The organism is Cupriavidus sp. HMR-1 (assembly GCF_000319775.1).
GTDB lineage: Bacteria > Pseudomonadota > Gammaproteobacteria > Burkholderiales > Burkholderiaceae > Cupriavidus > Cupriavidus metallidurans.
The window spans coordinates 35,651-54,009 of the sequence record NZ_ANKP01000231.1; the positions used below are offsets into that span (position 1 = coordinate 35,651).

At 64.9% G+C, this 18,359-nt stretch carries 16 protein-coding genes; 1 reads left to right on the forward strand and 15 read right to left on the reverse strand.

The genetic code is table 11. The annotated features are described in order from the left end of the window. Positions 1 to 92 precede the first annotated feature (92 nt). From ftsB to edd, 12 genes are all read right to left on the reverse strand, one after another. Positions 93 to 434 carry a cell division protein FtsB gene (ftsB, locus tag D769_RS23310; RefSeq protein WP_008650101.1) on the reverse strand — a complete coding sequence of 114 codons (342 nt, stop codon included), beginning with the start codon at positions 432 to 434 and terminating at the stop codon, positions 93 to 95. 201 nt (positions 435 to 635) lie between these two features. Then, positions 636 to 1,925 carry a phosphopyruvate hydratase gene (gene eno / locus D769_RS23315; RefSeq protein ID WP_008650102.1) on the reverse strand — a complete coding sequence of 430 codons (1,290 nt, stop codon included), beginning with the start codon at positions 1,923 to 1,925 and terminating at the stop codon, positions 636 to 638. A 64-nt stretch (positions 1,926 to 1,989) separates the two neighbouring features. Beyond that, entirely contained in the window at positions 1,990 to 2,280 is a 291-nt protein-coding gene (locus D769_RS23320; RefSeq protein WP_008650103.1) for a DUF1330 domain-containing protein, read from the reverse strand. Between the two features lie 128 nt (positions 2,281 to 2,408). Further along, the gene (gene kdsA, locus D769_RS23325) at positions 2,409 to 3,278 is read right to left on the reverse strand and encodes a 3-deoxy-8-phosphooctulonate synthase (protein ID WP_008650105.1); all 870 of its coding nucleotides are present in this window, start codon (positions 3,276 to 3,278) and stop codon (positions 2,409 to 2,411) included. Positions 3,279 to 3,303: 25 nt separating this feature from the next. Continuing rightward, positions 3,304 to 4,953 (reverse strand): CTP synthase, encoded by a 1,650-nt coding sequence (locus D769_RS23330; RefSeq protein WP_008650107.1) that lies wholly within the window; start codon positions 4,951 to 4,953, stop codon positions 3,304 to 3,306. A gap of 175 nt (positions 4,954 to 5,128) precedes the next feature. Next, entirely contained in the window at positions 5,129 to 5,950 is an 822-nt protein-coding gene (locus D769_RS23335; RefSeq protein ID WP_008650108.1) for an alpha/beta hydrolase, read from the reverse strand. Positions 5,951 to 5,997: 47 nt separating this feature from the next. After that, positions 5,998 to 6,804 (reverse strand): peptidase, encoded by an 807-nt coding sequence (locus D769_RS23340; RefSeq protein WP_193750063.1) that lies wholly within the window; start codon positions 6,802 to 6,804, stop codon positions 5,998 to 6,000. 126 nt (positions 6,805 to 6,930) lie between these two features. Further along, complete coding sequence (locus tag D769_RS23345) at positions 6,931 to 7,788, reverse strand: transglutaminase family protein (protein ID WP_008650123.1); 858 nt, start codon at positions 7,786 to 7,788, stop codon at positions 6,931 to 6,933. Positions 7,789 to 7,872: 84 nt separating this feature from the next. Then, complete coding sequence (locus D769_RS23350) at positions 7,873 to 8,826, reverse strand: alpha-E domain-containing protein (protein WP_008650125.1); 954 nt, start codon at positions 8,824 to 8,826, stop codon at positions 7,873 to 7,875. Positions 8,827 to 8,957: 131 nt separating this feature from the next. Beyond that, positions 8,958 to 10,433: a circularly permuted type 2 ATP-grasp protein gene (locus D769_RS23355; RefSeq protein ID WP_008650127.1), complete on the reverse strand. Its 1,476-nt coding sequence runs from the start codon at positions 10,431 to 10,433 to the stop codon at positions 8,958 to 8,960. A gap of 226 nt (positions 10,434 to 10,659) precedes the next feature. Continuing rightward, positions 10,660 to 11,175, reverse strand: coding sequence for a gluconokinase (locus D769_RS23360; protein ID WP_035881898.1), 516 nt, complete (start codon positions 11,173 to 11,175; stop codon positions 10,660 to 10,662). 171 nt (positions 11,176 to 11,346) lie between these two features. Next, on the reverse strand, positions 11,347 to 13,236 hold the full coding sequence (edd, locus tag D769_RS23365; protein WP_008650131.1) for a phosphogluconate dehydratase: 1,890 nt from the start codon (positions 13,234 to 13,236) through the stop codon (positions 11,347 to 11,349). A gap of 301 nt (positions 13,237 to 13,537) precedes the next feature. Here edd and D769_RS23370 point away from each other — a divergent pair, with 301 nt between their 5' ends. Then, a complete protein-coding gene (locus D769_RS23370; protein WP_008650133.1) occupies positions 13,538 to 14,563 on the forward strand; it encodes an SIS domain-containing protein in 1,026 nt (341 codons plus the stop codon). Here the strand turns inward: D769_RS23370 and D769_RS23375 are convergent. The 3 genes from D769_RS23375 to D769_RS23385 all read right to left on the reverse strand — a co-directional run. Then, positions 14,530 to 17,073 carry a DNA internalization-related competence protein ComEC/Rec2 gene (locus D769_RS23375; protein WP_040011213.1) on the reverse strand — a complete coding sequence of 848 codons (2,544 nt, stop codon included), beginning with the start codon at positions 17,071 to 17,073 and terminating at the stop codon, positions 14,530 to 14,532. The genes D769_RS23370 and D769_RS23375 overlap by 34 nt on opposite strands. A 130-nt stretch (positions 17,074 to 17,203) precedes the next feature. After that, positions 17,204 to 18,031, reverse strand: a complete 828-nt coding sequence (locus tag D769_RS23380) for a TatD family hydrolase (RefSeq protein WP_008650136.1) — start codon at positions 18,029 to 18,031, stop codon at positions 17,204 to 17,206. Between the two features lie 51 nt (positions 18,032 to 18,082). Next, positions 18,083 to 18,359: ATP-binding cassette domain-containing protein (locus tag D769_RS23385; protein ID WP_008650137.1), on the reverse strand; the 277-nt coding region annotated here is incomplete at its 5' end.

The window sequence follows — 18,359 nt, forward strand, 5'->3', positions numbered from 1 at the left end:
AGAAATCGAAACCGGGCCGCAGGGATACGCAAACGCGACAGACCGAACGGTCAAGGTCGCACCTCGGCATCGGAATAGTCCTAGTAAGCCAGTTAATGTCCGCCGCGTCCCGCGACGGAATTGGGTGGCGGCGGCAGCGGAGGCGTGGCGCTGACCTTCGGAGCCGGCGCCACGAACTGGACGAAGACTTCCCCGTCCTTGACCATGCCCAGCTCATAGCGGGCACGCTCCTCGATGGCACCCGTGCCATCCTGCAAATCCTTCACTTCCCCTTCCAGCTTGGCATTGCGCAGCTTGAGCGCCTGGTTGTGCACGGTCTGCTCATTGACCTGGCGATTCAGATCCCATACGCGTAGCCAGCCGCCCTTGCCCAGCCATAGCGGGTACTGGATTGCGAGCAGCAGCACGAACAACAGCAGGGAAATCAGGCGCATCAGGGCGAAAAGGCGCTAGGAAAAGGATGATTTGGCTATTTCTGCGGGACCAATGATCCACCAAGCCGCCAAAGATTGCAAAACAAAAGACGATACAAAGCGAAACAACGGCGCAACAGGCATCCGGTTGACAAAAAAAAGCGCCGCCCCAGTGCTCTGGGGCGGCGCTTTTTCTGGAACTCAGAACACTAACCGGCGATATCAGCGCAGGTTGTAGAACGTGCTCTTGCCCGGGTACGTGGCGATGTCGCCCAGGTCTTCCTCAATACGCAGCAGCTGGTTGTACTTCGAGATACGGTCCGAGCGCGACAGCGAACCGGTCTTGATCTGGCCGGCGTTCGTACCGACGGCGATGTCGGCGATCGTGCTGTCTTCGGTCTCACCCGAACGGTGCGAGATCACGGCGGTGTAGCCGGCGCGCTTGGCCATCTCGATAGCGGCGAACGTCTCGGTCAGCGTGCCGATCTGGTTGATCTTGATGAGGATCGAGTTGCCGATGCCCTTCTCGATGCCTTCCTTCAGGATCTTCGTGTTGGTCACGAACAGGTCGTCACCCACCAGTTGGACGCGCTTGCCCAGCTTGTCGGTCAGCGTCTTCCAGCCTTCCCAGTCACCTTCGGCCATGCCGTCCTCGATCGACACGATCGGGAACTTGTCGCACAGGTTGGCCAGGTAGTCGGCGAACTGGGTCGACGTCAGCTTCAGGCCTTCGCCTTCCAGCGAGTACACGCCTTCGGCTTCGTGGTAGAACTCGCTGGCGGCGCAGTCCAGCGCCAGCAGCACGTCCTCGCCAGCCTTGTAGCCAGCCTTTTCGATGGCCTGCACGACCGTGTTCAGGCACTCCTCGTTCGACGAGAAGTTCGGGGCGAAGCCGCCCTCGTCGCCCACGGCGGTGGACATGCCCTTGTCGGACAGGATCTTCTTCAGCGCGTGGAACACTTCGGCGCCGCAACGCAGGGCTTCACGGAAGCTGGTCTGCGACACGGGCATGATCATGAATTCCTGGATGTCCAGGCTGTTGTTGGCGTGCGCGCCACCGTTGACGATGTTCATCATCGGTACCGGCATCTGCATCGCGCCCGAACCGCCGAAGTAGCGGTACAGCGGCAGGCCGGCTTCCTCGGCAGCTGCCTTGGCCACGGCCATCGACACGGCCAGCATGGCGTTGGCGCCCAGGCGGCCCTTGTTCTCGGTGCCGTCCAGTTCGATCAGCGTGCGGTCCAGGAAAGCCTGCTCGGAGGCATCCAGGCCCATGATCGCTTCGGAGATCTCGGTGTTGATGTGCTCGACAGCCTTCAGCACGCCCTTGCCCAGGTAGCGCGACTTGTCGCCATCACGCAGTTCGATGGCTTCGCGCGAACCGGTCGATGCACCCGACGGCACGGCAGCACGGCCCATCACGCCCGACTCCAGCAGCACGTCGCACTCGACGGTGGGATTGCCGCGCGAGTCGAGAACCTCACGACCGATGATATCTACGATTGCACTCATATTTCCTCTCTGGACTGTTGAATCTGGTGAATCTTATTACCGCGCAGGATGCCCGACGAATATGTCAGATGCCTTCCACGACGATCATGTTCATCTTCGCCGCATGCTCGCGGGACTTGCGCGCCGCCAGGTATTCCTCGCTGGCGTGGAACGCGCGGGCGGCTTCGTAGCTCTGGAACTTCAGGACCACGACGCGCGTGGGGCCCCAATCACCCTCGAGCCGTTCGGTCTGGCCGCCGCGCACCAGCACTTCCGCGCCGTGCGCCTGCATGGCTTTCGTGGAAAGCACCTTGTACTGCTCGTACTGCTGGGGATCTGTCACATCGACGTACGCGATGATATAACCGGCGGCCATGCGCTATCTCCGAATCTTTTGTATTGTCTTTCGATACCGTTTCGTCAGCATTGAAGCCGGAGGTCCGGCAGCGGCACCAGAAACAGCACCGCCCGCGTCAGGCGCGGGCGGCAGTTGCCAAGGCAGGCTCAGGCGCAGGCCGGCCAGCCGAAGTTGTCTTCCAGGAAGCCGGCACGCTTGACCATGCTGTCGAGATCGCGCAGCACAGTCAGCAGTTCCTTCATGCGCGACAGCGGCACGGCGTTGGGGCCGTCCGACATCGCCTTGCTCGGATCGGGGTGGGTCTCCATGAACAGACCCGCCACGCCCGTAGCCACCGCGGCGCGCGAGAGCACCGGCACGAATTCGCGCTGGCCGCCCGAGCTGGTGCCCTGGCCACCCGGCAACTGCACCGAGTGGGTGGCATCGAACACCACGGGGGCGCCCGTCTCGCGCATGATCGCCAGGGAGCGCATGTCGGAGACGAGATTGTTGTAGCCGAAGGAAACGCCACGCTCGCAGGCCATGAAGACGTCATCAGGCAGACCCGCCTCACGGGCAGCGTCACGTGCCTTGTCGATCACGTTCTTCATGTCGTGCGGCGCCAGGAACTGGCCCTTCTTGATGTTCACCGGCTTGCCACTCTGGGCGCAGGCACGGATGAAATCAGTCTGGCGGCACAGGAAGGCCGGTGTCTGCAGCACATCCACCACGGCCGCGACGGGCTTGATCTCGTCGATCTCGTGGATGTCGGTGAGCACCGGCACACCGATCTGACGCTTTACCGTGGCCAGGATCTCAAGACCCTTTTCCATGCCGAGGCCGCGGAACGACTTGCCCGACGACCGGTTGGCCTTGTCGAACGACGACTTGTAGATGAACGGAATGCCCAGTTCACCCGTGATCGCCTTCAGCTCGCCGGCCGTATCGAGCGCCATCTGCTCGGACTCGATCACGCACGGGCCAGCGATCAGGAAAAACGGCTTGTCGAGGCCGACGTCGAATCCACACAGTTTCATGGCAGTTTCCTTCCCCACCAGCGCCTCAGGCGCCTTGGCGTTGCGCGGCGAGCGCGGCTTCCACGTAGGCCTTGAACAGCGGGTGGCCATCACGCGGCGTCGAGGTGAATTCCGGGTGGAACTGAACGCCGACGAACCACGGGTGCATCGATTCCGGCAGTTCCATCATCTCCGGCAGGTTCTCGGTCGGCGTGCGCGCCGAGATCACCATGCCAGCCTTTTCCAGCTCCGGCACATAGTGGTTGTTGACTTCGTAGCGGTGACGATGACGCTCGTTGACTTCGGCGCCATAGATCTGCGAGGCCTTGGTGCCGGTCTTGATAGGCACGCGCTGGGCGCCCAGACGCATCGTGCCGCCGAGGTCGGAGTCCGCCGAACGCTGTTCCACCTTGCCGTCGCGATCGACCCACTCGGTGATCAGCGCGACCACCGGGTGTTCCGTGTCGAGGTTGAATTCGGTCGAATTGGCGTCGCCCATGCTGGCAACGTGACGCGCGAATTCGATCACGGCGAGCTGCATACCCAGGCAGATGCCCAGGTACGGCACCTTGTTCTCGCGGGCATACTGGATCGCGCGGATCTTGCCTTCGGTGCCGCGCTTGCCGAAACCGCCCGGCACCAGGATGGCATCCAACGGCTTCAGCACTTCGAGGTGACCCGACTCGAGCTCTTCCGAATCGATGTACTCGATGTTCACGCGCGTGGCGGTATGCATGCCGGCGTGGCGCAGCGCCTCGATCAGTGACTTGTACGACTCGGTCAGGTCGACGTACTTGCCAACCATGCCGATCGTGATTTCATGCTCGGGGTTTTCCTGCGCGTTGACCAGCTTCTGCCACATCGACAGGTCAGCCGGTTTCGGGTCCAGACGCAGTTCCTCGCAGATCAGGCGGTCGAGGCCCTGCTCGTTGAGCATCTGCGGAATCTTGTAGATGCTGTCGGCATCCCAGACCGAGATCACGGCTTCCTGCGGGATGTTGGCGAACAGCGAAATCTTGGCGCGCTCGTCGTCCGGAATCGGGCGGTCGGCGCGGCACAGCAGCGCGGTCGGCGAAATGCCGATTTCGCGGAGCTTCTGCACCGAGTGCTGGGTCGGCTTGGTCTTGAGCTCGCCGGCGCTGGCGATGAACGGCACCAGCGTCAGGTGCACGAACGCGCAGTGATTGCGGCCCATGCGCAGACTCATCTGGCGCGCGGCTTCCAGGAACGGCAGCGACTCGATGTCACCCACCGTGCCGCCGATCTCCACCAGTGCCACGTCGGCCTTGCCGTCATGCGACGCAGCAGCGCCACGCTCGACGAAAGCCTGGATTTCGTTCGTGATATGGGGAATGACCTGAACGGTCTTGCCGAGGTACTCGCCGCGGCGTTCCTTGCGGATCACCGATTCGTAGATCTGGCCAGTCGTGAAGTTGTTCGACTTCCGCATCTTGGCCGACACGAAGCGCTCGTAGTGACCCAGATCGAGGTCGGTTTCCGCGCCATCTTCGGTCACGAACACCTCGCCATGCTGGAAGGGGCTCATCGTGCCGGGATCGACGTTGATGTAGGGATCGAGCTTGAGGAGGGTGACTTTGAGGCCGCGCGACTCGAGAATAGCCGCGAGCGAAGCAGCAGCGATGCCCTTGCCGAGAGAAGAGACGACGCCACCGGTGACGAAGACGAATTTGGTCATAAACCGAGCTTGCCGGGGAAATCGGGATTATACATGAGAGCCCGATCCCCGCCGACGCCGAATTTGTGAAATCGGGGTGTCGGCCCGGCACGCAAAGGCGGCCTGCGGCGCATACGCCGCACTGCAAGCCGTACCGCAAGCCGAGCCGGCGCCGCGCGCGCCGGCTTCCTGGACTTCAGCGCCCGGACTTGCGCATTTCCTCGATCAGGTCCCGCACCAGACCGGCGGTCTCGAGGGGCCGCTCCATTGGATACAGGTGGCCGCCTTCGATATAGCGCAGCCGGTCGCCCACGAGCTTGCGGGTTGCGCCGAGCCCCGCCTGCCTAACCTCGCGCGAGCGGGTGCCTGCAACGAAGCTGACCGGGATCGGCGCGCCACGCGCCACCTTGCGGCCAAGGCTGGTCGGCAGCGTCCGGTAGATCCAGTATTCGACCTCGCGATCGAAGCGCAGCTTGCGTTCGTTGGCCACACCAGTGGGCTCGGTCCCATGCTCGGCGTAGTCGCGCAGGACCTCGGGATCCCACACCTTGAAATTGCGCTTGGACTGAAAATGACTCCAGACCGCGTCGGTATCGGGCCAATGGGTGCGCCGGTTCTTGGTGACGGCGGCGGGGCCCGGCTTCTCGTCGAGCCCCAGCATCTGGGACGCGCGCACCAGTGACGCCTTCCAGCCGGCGATGATCGGTGAATCCAGCATCACCACGCCCCGCACCCGCTGCGGCCGACGCAGCGCGGCCATCAGCGACAGGAAACCGCCCAGCGAATGGCCGACCAGCCAGACCTTGGGCGCGTCGGCACCGCTCCGCCCCGGGCGATCCAGCTCGCCAAGCAGTTCGTCGACCAGATGCGGCCACTCGCGCGTGACCGGAAACTTGGGATTGTGGCCGTAACGTTCGACGGCGCGGATGTCGAAGGTGTCGTCTAGCGCGCCGAACAGCTTGCGATAGATCGGCACCGGAAAACCGTTGGCGTGGGAAAAGAGCAGGATGTCGCGCATGGCGGCAAGTCGATGGAATGAGTCGGAAAAACCTGGAATGAAAAGAATCAGCTTCGGTCGCGGCTGGCCCGAACCGGCTGGCCCCAGCGATCGGCTTCGTCGCGTGCCAGCGGGAATTCGGCCGGCTGGCTCGCATCCCATTCGGGATTGGCGATCTCGCCGAAAACCTGGCGCAGGCGCTGCCCCCAGGTGTCGCGGATCATGCGGAAGTATGCGTTCTTCTCGTCGATGCTGACGAAGCGCGTCACGCGGAGCGAATCGGCCTCGTAGACCAGCAGGTCGAGCGGCAAACCGACCGAGATATTCGACTTCAGCGTGGAATCCATCGAGACCAGCGCGCACTTGGCCGCCTCGCCCAGCGGCACCGACGGCGTGATGACACGGTCGACGATCGGCTTGCCATACTTGGCCTCGCCAATCTGGAAGTAACAGTTCTCGGGCGTGGCCTCGATGAAGTTGCCTGCCGCGTAGACATGGAACAGACGCGTGCGCTCGCCCCGGATCTGCCCACCGAAGATCAGGTTGACGCTGAATTCGATGCCAGCCTCGCGCAACGCATGGGCATCGCGCTTGTGCACGGCGCGCACCGCCTCGCCGACGATGGTGACCGCCTCGAACATGTCGCGCGCGGTCCACAGCGAGCGCTTTTCGTCACGCGCCTCGGCCAGGCATTGGCGCACAGACTGGCTGATCGCGAGATTGCCGGAGGTAAGCAGCACCATGACGCGGTCGCCCGGCTCCTCGAATACGGTCATCTTGCGCGCGGTGGAAATGGCATCCACACCGGCGTTGGTACGGGAATCAGACAGGAATACCAGACCGGCATCCAGCCGCATGGCTACACAGTACGTCATGGGTTCGGGTTGACAGAGGCGCGACGGCAACGCCCCATTCTAGCCGCACGGCAGGCGCAACGGCGGTGTATGAATACCGAAGGATTACTCTGCCGCCGCACGTCGAACCAACCAGCCCGCGCCATTTCAGACCAGCGGCGTGATCTCGATGTCGACTTCCATTGTTTCCCCGGCCCCGCCTTCGAGAATGCCCCGGATTGGTGCGGCCGAGGCATAGTCACGCCCCACGGCAAGGCGGACGTGGCGTCCATCGGTGATGCAGCGATGCGTGACATCGATGCTGCACCAGAGCCCGCGGTCCGCGTTCAGACAAATGTCGGCCCAGGCATGACTGGCCAGCGAGGCTGCGGCCGCATCGTAGAAGTAGCCACTGACATAGCGGGCCGGAATGCCGAGCGCGCGACATGCCGCCACCATAACCTGCGCCTGATCCTGGCAGACCCCGCTACCCAGCCGGAAAGCCTCGACGGCGGACGTGCCGACATCGGTCGTATTGGCCCGATACTGGACCCGGTCGGCGATGCCGTCGGCCAATGCCAGCAGGGCCGGCACCTCGTGACCAGCGGCCAGGTATGGGGCCGCGAACGCCTGCATGTCCGCCGGCGCCTGGGTCAGCGGCGTGCCCGAAAGAAAATAGAGCGGCGACACGCGCGACTCACCAGCTTCTGGCAGGTCCTGGAAAGCGCCATGACCACCCTCCCCGGCATCGGCGCCCGCCTGGCCCGTTGGGGCTGGATCGATCCTGACCTCGACCTCGCCGGTAGCGACGATCGCAATCGTACGGGCCGGGCCGGCCATCGTGAAGTTGTGGACGATATTGCCGAAACCGTCACGCGCTTCGGACAGGTTGCCCGGCGCGGAAAGCGTCCAGTACTGCACGGACTGCAGCGGGCCGCTGCGGGGCGCCAGACGCAGCTCATGCACGCTGCGGCGCACCGGCTCGGTGTAGCGGTAGATGGTCTTATGATGGATCTTGTATTTCACGGGTATATCTCGCGCCACATGCATGCCGGCCCCAGTCGGGGATGCCGCACACCCGGCGCATGGCGCCGGGCGTTCCTGCAACGGTCAGGCAGCCAGCAGCGGCACGAGGAAATCCCGGCTGATGCCATTGCCGAGGTCGCCGATGCGCTCCAGGAAGCTGGTCAGGTAGGCATGCAGGCCGACGGCGAAAATGTCGTCGATGCGCGCGTACTTTAGGTCTGCGTGAAGTTTACCAGCCTGCCTTTCGGTCTCCGCCGACTGCTGGTTCGACACCAGCGCCAGAATCGCAACCACTTCGTCCATGCTGGAAACCAGCGAACGCGGCATGTCGGGCCGCAGGACCAGCAGTTCCGCCACGCGCTGCGGCGTGATCACGGCACGGTAGATCTTGCGATAGACCTCGAAGCCGGAGACCGACCGCAACACGGCCGCCCAGTGATAAAAATCGTTCTGCTCGCGGTTCGGGTCGCTGTCGTCGCGGCCCGAGGCCTGAAACTTGACGTCGAGAATCCGCGCGGTGTTGTCGGCCCGCTCCAGGAAGGTGCCAAGCCGCATGAAGTGGAACGCATCGTCCTTGAGCATGGTGCCGAACTGGACGCCACGGGCCAGATGCGAGCGGAACTTTACCCACTCGAAGAAGCGCGATGGATCTTCGTGCAGCTCGCCATCGGCGATCATGCGCTGGACGTCGAGCCAGGTGGTGTTGATGGTCTCCCAGACCTCGGTCGTCAGCGATCCACGCACCGCGCGCGCATTCTCGCGGGCCGCGCGCAGGCAGCTCATGATCGACGAGACATTGGTCATGTCGCGCACCATGAAGTCGATCACGTCGTCACGGTGCAGCAAGCCGTACTTGTGGTCGTAGGCCTGGGTCAATTCGGAGATATCGAGCATCGCCCACCAACCCTGCTCGGCCACTTCGGCCGATTGCGGCAGCAGCGAAGTCTGGTAGTTGACGTCGAGCATGCGCGCAGTATTCTCCGCGCGTTCGGTATAGCGGGCCATCCAGAACAGGTGGTCGGCGGTACGGCTCAGCATGGTGAAATCTCCCGGCAAACAGCGCCTGTGGACTTAGAAGCCGTTGCAGATTGAAGCGAAGCGGTTCTGGCCAGGGTGAAGCGGTACGGCAAGGCCGCGCAACCACGCCAGAATCATTCTGAAACGGTTTCCTAGCGTTCCAGCACCCAGGTGTCCTTGGTGCCGCCGCCCTGCGACGAATTGACCACGAGCGAGCCTTCTCTCAACGCCACCCGCGTCAGCCCACCCGGCACCATGCGCACCTCCTTGCCCGACAGCACGAACGGGCGAAGGTCGATATGGCGCGGCGCGATGCCCGCATCGACATAGGTCGGGCAAGTCGACAACGCCAGCGTCGGCTGCGCGATGTACTGCTCGGGGCGCGATTTCACGACCTCCCGGAACTGGTCGATCTCCGCGCGCGTCGCGGCCGGCCCCACGAGCATGCCGTAGCCGCCGGCGCCATGCGTTTCCTTGACCACAAGATCCTGCATATGGTCGAGCACGTACTGCAGGTCGTCCGGACGCCGGCACATGTAGGTCGGCACGTTCGACAGGATGGGTTCCTCGCCGAGATAGAAGCGGATCATGTCGGGCACGTACGGGTAGATCGACTTGTCGTCGGCCACGCCCGTTCCGATCGCATTGCTGATCGTCACGTTGCCGGCACGGTAGACCGAGAGCAGCCCGGCCGCACCCAGCGCGGAATCGTGGCGAAAAACGAGCGGGTCGAGGAAATCGTCGTCCACGCGCCGGTAGATCACGTCGATACGCTGCGGCCCCTGCGTGGTGCGCATATAGAGGTGGTCGTCCTCGACGAACAGGTCATTGCCTTCCACCAGTTCGACGCCCATCTGCTGGGCCAGGAACGCGTGCTCGAAGTAGGCCGAGTTATACATGCCCGGCGTGAGCACGACGACGGTCGGATCGGCGATATTCTGCGGCGACACGCTGCGCAGCATGTCCAGCAGCAGATCGGGATAGTGCGCCACCGGGGCCACGCGGTTGCGGGCGAACAGGTCGGGGAACAGCCGCATCATCATCTTGCGGTTCTCGAGCATGTACGACACGCCCGATGGCACCCGCAGGTTGTCTTCGAGAACGTAGAACTCGCCCTCGCCCGCGCGTACGACGTCGATGCCGGCCACGTGCGCGTAGATGTCGCGAGGCACGTCGATGCCCAGCATTTCCGGGCGGTACTGCGCATTGTTGTAGATCTGGTCCGGCGGAATCACGCCGGCACGGATGATGTCCTGCCCGTGGTAGATGTCGTGGATGAAGCGGTTTAGCGCCGCGACGCGTTGCCGCAGGCCGCGCTCGAGCGTGGCCCACTCGCTGGCCGGGAAAATGCGCGGAATCACGTCGAACGGAATGGTCCGCTCGGTTCCGCTGTTGGACTCATCCTTGTCGCCGTAGACGGCAAAGGTGATACCCACACGCCGGAAGATCAGATCCGCTTCCGCGCGCTTGTTGCTCATCGTCGCCGCAGACTGCCGCCCCAGCCATTCGGCAAAGTTCCGGTAGTGGGGCCTGACCGCCCCCGACGGCAGCGCCCGCCCGGCCTCGATGGCCTCGGTTGCTCCGTCCTCTCGCCCTTCCAGCATCTCGTCGAAAAACCGCGCCGCCATGATGGCCGCTCCTTCGTGAAATTGGGCGCCTTGCCGCGGTTGTCCTCCGGTGGTTGTCTCCCGGTTACTGCCTGATACCAACCGCCGCCGCCCGTTTATCGATGCCTTGTCGAGTCGACTCCTTCAGCATATCCGTACCGACTGAACCCGCAAGGGGTTGCACACAAGTGACACGCGCCGGCACACAGAAAACGATTTAGCAAGATGCTTGCCAGCCACAGGTGATTCAGGGCGCCTTCCCGGAACAGGAGGCCGATGCCGGCGGGCATTTTTCAAGAATATCCTCGACCAGTGCCTCAGGGGTGCGGCGAATATCGAGCACGAGCGCGTCGCAAGGCTCCTCCAGGGTCTCGAACTGGCTCTGGAGCAGCGCGGGATTGAAAAAATGGTCCGTGCGCGCGGACAGGCGGCTGCCGATGGTCGAGGCGTCGCCCTTCATGAACACGAAGGTCACGCCGCCGTCCGACGGCAGCAGGCGGTCCCGATAGACCTGGCGCAGCGCCGAACATGTGAATACGTGGGTGCGGCCCTCGGCGCGGGCGGTGTCGATGGCGGCCCGCATTGCGTCCAGCCAGGGCCAGCGGTCGTCATCGGTCAATGGGATGCCGGCGTGCATCTTGGCCTTGTTGGCGTCGCTGTGAAAGCTGTCCGCGTCGTGGAAGCCGCAATGAAGCCGGTCCGCCAGCATCTGGCCGACCGTGCTCTTGCCGCTGCCGGAAACGCCCATCAGGATATAGATCATGTCTGCTCCATCGATCATGTGTCGGATGGTGTTGCCATCCTTGTCGGTAGCCTTCGGCCACGTCGATGTGGCGCGAAGGTGCTTCCGGGGTGCAGCGCGTGCTGCCGGGCACCCCGGAAGAATACGCAAGAGAAACGGAATGATTGGCGCGAGCGCCGCCTGACGGCCCGCCTATTGTGCGACGGCGGACGCCGTTTGGACAGCGGGCGCCAGCGCATCGGCTTCGGACAGGTCCAGCGCGCTGCCCCCCTCCTCGGCGGTCCGCGCATGGCGGCGGAACAGGCCGAACAGGCCCCGGCCCATGCTGAAACGGGCGAATTCGTCGGCTGGCGCCGCTGCCGGCACTCGCCCGGCAAAGTTAGCCTGGGTGGCAGCATCGCCCACCAGATCGAGTGTGCCCGCCAATGCGTCCACGCGAATGACATCGCCGTCGCGCACCCGAGCCAGCGGCCCGCCTGCCAGCGCCTCCGGCCCGACATGGATTACGGCGGGCACCTTGCCCGACGCACCCGACATGCGGCCATCGGTTACCAGCGCGACCTTGCGTCCGGCATCCTGCAACGCGCCAAGCGCGGGGGTAAGCCGGTGCAACTCGGGCATGCCATTGGCATTCGGGCCCTGGAAGCGCACCACGGCCACCACGTCACGATCGAGCTCGCCCGCCTCGAAGGCGGCCTGCAGCGCTTCCTGCGAATCGAAAACTCGCGCCGGCGCCTCCACCACCCGGTGCTCGTCGGCCACGGCCGAGACCTTGATCACCCCGCGCCCCAGGTTGCCCGCCATCAGCCGCAGCCCCCCCTCGGGCGAGAACGGCGCCGACGCTGGCGCCAGCACCGACTCATCCCCGCTCGTGGCCGGGCCAGCCCGCCAGCGCAGCACGCCATCGGTCATGACCGGCTCCTCGGTGTAGCGCTTCAGGCCGGGGCCCGCCACGGTCTGCACGTCCTCGTGCAGCAGACCGGCGTCGAGCAGTTGGGCAATCACATAGGCCACGCCGCCCGCTGCGTGAAAATGGTTCACATCGGCCGAGCCATTCGGATACACACGCGCCAGCAATGGCGTGATGGCTGACAGGCCGTTGAAATCGTTCCAGTCGATCAGGATGCCGGCGGCACGTGCCATCGCCACCAGGTGAATCGTGTGGTTGGTCGAGCCACCAGTGGCCAGCAGGCCAACCATCGCGTTGACGATCGCCCGTTCATCGACAATCTTCGCCAGCGGGGTATAGGCGTCACCGCGAGCGATCAGCGCCAGCGCCCGCTGGGCTGCCGCGGCGGTCAGCGGGTCACGCAGGCCGCTGTCCGGGTGCACGAACGCCGAGCCGGGCATGTGCAGGCCCATGATCTCCATCAGGAACTGGTTGCTGTTGGCGGTGCCATAGAAGGTGCAGGTACCCGCGCCATGATAGGCGGCGCATTCGGCCTCCAGCAACGCATCGCGCCCGACCTGCCCGGTGGCATAGAGCTGGCGCACACGCGCCTTTTCCTTGTTCGACAGGCCCGTTGCCATCGGCCCGGCCGGGACGAACACGATCGGCAGATGGCCAAACTGCAGCGCCCCCATCAGCAATCCCGGCACGATCTTGTCGCACACGCCCAGCATCAACGCCGCATCGAACGTGTTGTGCGACAGCGCGACGGCCGTACCCATCGCGATCGCATCGCGCGAGAACAGCGACAACTCCATGCCGGCATTGCCCTGGGTAATCCCGTCACACATGGCCGGCACGCCACCTGCCACCTGCGCCACGCCTCCCACGGCGCGCGCGGCTTCGCGAATCACGGCCGGGTAACGCTCATAGGGCTGGTGGGCGGACAGCATGTCGTTGTAGGCGGTCACGATGCCAAGATTCGGGGCATGCTCGACCCGCAGCTTGAGCTTGTCGTCCGAAGGCAGTGCGGCGTAGCCGTGGGCAAGGTTCGCGCAGGACATGCCACGCAAGGGCCCGAGTTCCTGCTGGGCGCGCTCGCACCTGGCCAGATAGGCTGCCCGGCTGGCGCGACTGCGGTCGACAATGCGTTGCGTGACGGCCAGTACCTCGGCATGAACGGCTTGGGACATGTTGGAGTTCTTCCTGGTGGGGAAGCCGAGGCACTCATTGGATGCCTCGGCATGTAGAATTTCTACATTATATCCAAGAGACTCACGCCACCGGAAGATATGAGCCTCAGGTCGATGGGCGTTTTTATGGGAAATCCGGGTAAATCCCGAGCACAACACCCCACGTAAGCCCTTCCGAGAATCCTCGCAATCTGTGTAGAATCTCTACATTACCGAGGCTGCACCGAAGCCAGCCCAGGGACACCGACACAACCGGCGCCCCCCCCCAATACCTTTACGCACGATCCCGCACTCTCTCACCATGCGCGACAGAATCCTTGCCGTCTACGACTCGCTACGCCCGTCCGAACGCCGCCTGGCCGATTACGTGGCACGACACGGTGCGAGCGTCATCCGGCTGACCATGCCGGAACTAGCGGAACGGGCCGGTGTCTCGCAGCCCACGATCGCCCGCTTCTGCGCCGCGCTTGGCTACGACGGCTTCAAGGAGTTCAAGCTTCAGTTCGCTCAGAATGTGGGGGGTGGCACGCCCTTCGTTCACCAGGATGTGGAAGCCGACGATCGGCCTGCCGATATCGCCGGCAAGGTGTTCGATCGCACCATCGCCACGCTGATGTCCGTGCGCAACGCGCTGTCCGCCGACCAGATCGAGCACGGTATCCGGCTACTGGCCGGGGCGCGCCGCATCGAGTTTTATGGCTGCGGCAACTCGGGCATCGTTGCGCTCGACATCCAGCACAAGTTCTTCCGCCTGGGCATTCCCACCACGGCCTATTCGGACCCGCACGTGTTCAGCATGTCCGCAGCGCTGCTGCGCCCGGGCGATGTCGCCGTGCTGGTGTCCAACAGCGGCCGCACATGGGACATGCTCACCGCCGCCACGCTGGCGCGCAGCAGCGGCGCCAGCGTGCTGGCGCTGACCCATAGCGGATCACCGCTCGCCCGCCTTGCGGACGTCTGCGTCTTCTCCGACGTCGAAGAGGACAGCGAGGTCTATACGCCCATGACTTCGCGCATCTGCCATCTCGTGCTCGGCGACGTGCTGGCCGCAGGCGTGGCACTGGATCGCGCCGACTCGGTCGCCGCAGGCCTGCAGCGAGCCAAGGCACATCTGCGCGAGCGCCGGATTGCGGGGGCCGATCCGACGCCGCTAGGCAAGACTCCGGCATCGACCTCGGCCACGACCGCATCCGAGGCGACATCACAAGCATCCAAACCGAGCCGTGCAGCGCGTCGTCCGACAAAATCCGACAGCCCAGACAGCCCCGCCAGCAAGACTACCAAGCCCGCAGCTCACCGTGGCGCGGGGGGCGCGTCCCGCCAATAACGGCGCTGTTGCTGGCGGAACGACGTCACCACGTAGTCGCCGCCGCCAGTAACGATCGACACCGCGCCGGTTTCATCGGTGCGATACCGCGCCGCCCCTGCACGCGCGTACCGCTGCCAGACATCTTCACGCGGATGCCTGTGCCGGTTTGCGAAACCGAGCTGAAACACCGCCACTTCGGGCCCTACAGCCCGCAGGAATGCCGCATGCGAAGACGTGCCACTGCCGTGATGCGGCACCAGCAGGAAATCCGCGCGCAATCGCTCACCTAGTTCGCTATCGATCAGCCGCCGCTCCTCCGATACACCAATATCGCCGGTCAGCAGCACGCTGCGCTGCGCCGTTGCCACGCGGAGCACGCAACTCCGGGCGTTGGCCGACAGGCGCCGCTGCGCCAGATCCTCTTCCGTCGGGTGCAGGACCTCGAACTCCACACCATCCCAACGCCACGCAACGCCAGCCAGACACGGCTGCCACGCGCGCCCCTCCGGCAAGCGTGGCAGTGGCTTGTTCCCAGGCCCTTCGGCGGTCAGCCCCCGCGCTACCGGCACGGCCTGCAGCACAGCTTCAACGCCGCCCGCGTGGTCGTCATGCTCATGGCTGACCATCAGCATGTCCAGATGCCGCACCCCGGTCGCGCGGAGATAGGGCACGATCACCTGACCACCTGCGCTGGCACCCGACACATACGAAGGCCCTGTGTCGTAGAGCAGCGCGTGGCGGCGCGTTTCCACGAGCACGGCTTCACCCTGCCCGACGTCGAGCGCCGTCACGCGCATTTCCCCTTCCTCCACCGGCTCGCGCCCGGCCGAGAGCATCGGCGCCATCAGCAGCGCGCCCAACCAGCGCGGCACGATCCGCACTCGCCTGGCGCCTTTCGCATCGGACGGACGGGGGATGAGCAGGACGTAGACACCAGCCAATGCCAGCCCGGTCGCCACCGTCCCCGGATGCGCGGCCTCCCATACCGCCCACGCAGGCGCGGCCAGCCACGCGAGCCCCCCGACCAACCACTCCAGCGCTTTGTGGGCAATCCACAGCAACGGCGCAGCCCAGTCAGGCGGCAACACCGCGCCAGCCAGCGCCAGCGGCGTAACAAGCAGACTGACCACCGGAATCGCCACGGCATTGGCGAACACGGATACCACCGATACCTGCCCGAACAGCAGAAGCGTCAACGGTACGAGCCCAATAGTCACCGACCATTGCGTGCGCGCCGCCTCGGCAACCACGCCCCCAATCCGGCTCATCCAGCGGCTCACCCAGCTTCTCGGATCCGCCTGCCGTTCCTCCACCGTCTCCCCATCCCCACTGCCGTCGCCCCGCGCGCCCAGGAAGATCACCGCCACCGCGCCAAATGACAGCCAGAAGCCCGGTGACATCACCGCCCATGGATCGATGGCCACCGAGATCCCCGCCGCCCAGGCGAGCACTACCGTCGGCGGTGGTGTCCGCCCGCTCCACAGCGCCACGGCAGCGACCATCAGCATCGATACCGTGCGCAGTGCCGGAATCTGCATGCCCGCAATCAGCCCGTAGCCGAGCGCCGCCTGCACCGCTACCACCATCGCCACCTTCTGCGCGGGCCAGATCAGCGGCAGCGGCCGCCGGAGCCAGCGCCCGATGCCGAACGAATGGCGCCAAAGCAGGCCCGCCAGCGCCGCAGCCACCCCCGATATCATCGTGATGTGCAGCCCGGAGATGCTGACCAGATGGGAGATGCCGGTACGTCGGAACACATCCCAGTCCGCCTGCCCAATGCCCCGCTGATCACCGATCACCAGCGCGACGAGCACTGCCCGGTATTGCGCATCGGACGGCAACGCCGCCCACAAGCGGTCACGCAATCCGGCCCGCCACTGCGTGATCCGGATCGACAACGGCATCGCGACATCACGATCCAGCAACTGACCGTGGCGTACATAGCCCGTCGCCCCGATGCCTTCGGCAAGTAGCCAGTAGCCATAGTCGAAACCATGCGGATTCGCGAGACCGCGCGGCCTGCGCAGACGGACCGTCAACCGATGGCGCTGGCCGGGCTGCAGCACCTCCGGCGGATCTCGCCACGTCAGCAATACCCTGTGCGGTAATGGCGCTATTGACAGTGGCGCCACCCCTTCGTGGCGATCTCCCATCGCCACGCCACCCGACGCCCCGCTCTCCACCGTGAACAGGAACCGCGTGCCGTGCGGGGCCGCGTCCGGCAATCCGCTGACAACACCATCGATGATCTGGTCACGCCCTGCCAGCGACGGGTCCAGCCACGCGCCGAGCCGCACGTCCGCCCGCCACGCCGACCAACCCAGCCCCACGAGTGCCGCGATCGACAAGCTCACCAACCATCGAACCCAGATTACCCATCGCGCCCCACGCCCACGCAACCCCCAGACCCCAAGCTGTCCAACCAGCGCAAAACACCCACAACCGACCCAATCCCATGGCCCCGGCAATGCTGCCTGCTGCTGCAACCACCAGCAGCCCACCACGAACGCGAGCAGCACTGCACGCATAGCAAGGCACGCCCCCGCATCTGATTGCTGAAGGGCTTATTTGTACTGCGATTGACAGCTGGGAAACGTGACCGAGCGATACGTCGGTGTGTCAGAAGGTTAAATCTGCGCGCGGAGCGCTGAGGGCCGCCTAGCGAGGGGCCATGACATCCGCGAACGCCGCCAGTCTTGGCAGCGCGGCCACGGAATTGCGCCACATGGTATCGGCGAGCTCTCGTTCCGAGACGCCGCGCAGCTCGGCCATGACGCGCGCCACGCCCACCACTTCCGCAGGCGTATTACGGGCCTTGTGCTGCTCGCCGAACTGATCGTCGGAAAGCCAGGCGGGCGCGATATCGGGCGCGTCCGTTTCCAGCACGATCGACTCGATCGGCAATTCGGCGGCCAGGCGGCGGATCTGCCGCGCTCGGGAAAACGTCACGTTGCCGCCGAATCCGAGCTTCATGCCGTGGGTCACGTAGTGGTGCGCCTGATCGTGACTGCCGTTGAACGCATGGGCGATACCCTGCCGCACGCCCGCGCGACGCAGCTGCGCCAGGATCTGGTCCTGCGACTTGCGCACGTGCAGCAGCACGGGCAGGTCGAAGTCGCGCGCGATCTTCAACTGCTCCGCGTACAGCCAGGTTTGATGGGTGGCGTCGAGCCCAGGCACGAAGAAGTCGAGCCCGATTTCGCCAATGGCAACGAGGCGCGGGTCGTCGATCGACGCCGTCACCTGGCGGCGCAGTTCATCGAGATCGGCCTGCCCGGCGGCCCGCGAGTACAGCGGGTGGATGCCGAGCGCATAGACGCAGCGTGGGTCGGCATGCGCCAGCCCACGCACCACGTCGAAGTTCGCCACTGCGACGGCCGGCAACACAATGCCGGTCACACCGGCTGCCGCAGCCGCATCCGTGACATCAGCCCGGTCGGCATCGAACTCGCTGGCGTCGAGGTGGCAGTGCGTATCGATCCACATGGCGGGGGCTGAGTGAAAGCGAAGGGAAGACTGTGGGTTGGCTACCGGCGCTCAACGCTCTTGATGCAGATGACCGTCGCGCAGCCGCAGCACGCGGTCGCAACGGCCAGCCAGATCAAGGTCGTGGGTGACGATCACGAAGCTCGTGCCCAGCGTGCGTGACAGTTCCAGCATCAGGTCGTACACGCCGCCTGCCGTGTGGTCGTCGAGGTTGCCGGTCGGCTCATCGGCCAGTACGCAGGCCGGCTTTCCGACCAGCGCGCGGGCAATTGCCACGCGCTGGCGCTCGCCGCCCGAGAGTTCGCCGGGGCGGTGTTTCGAGCGGCCG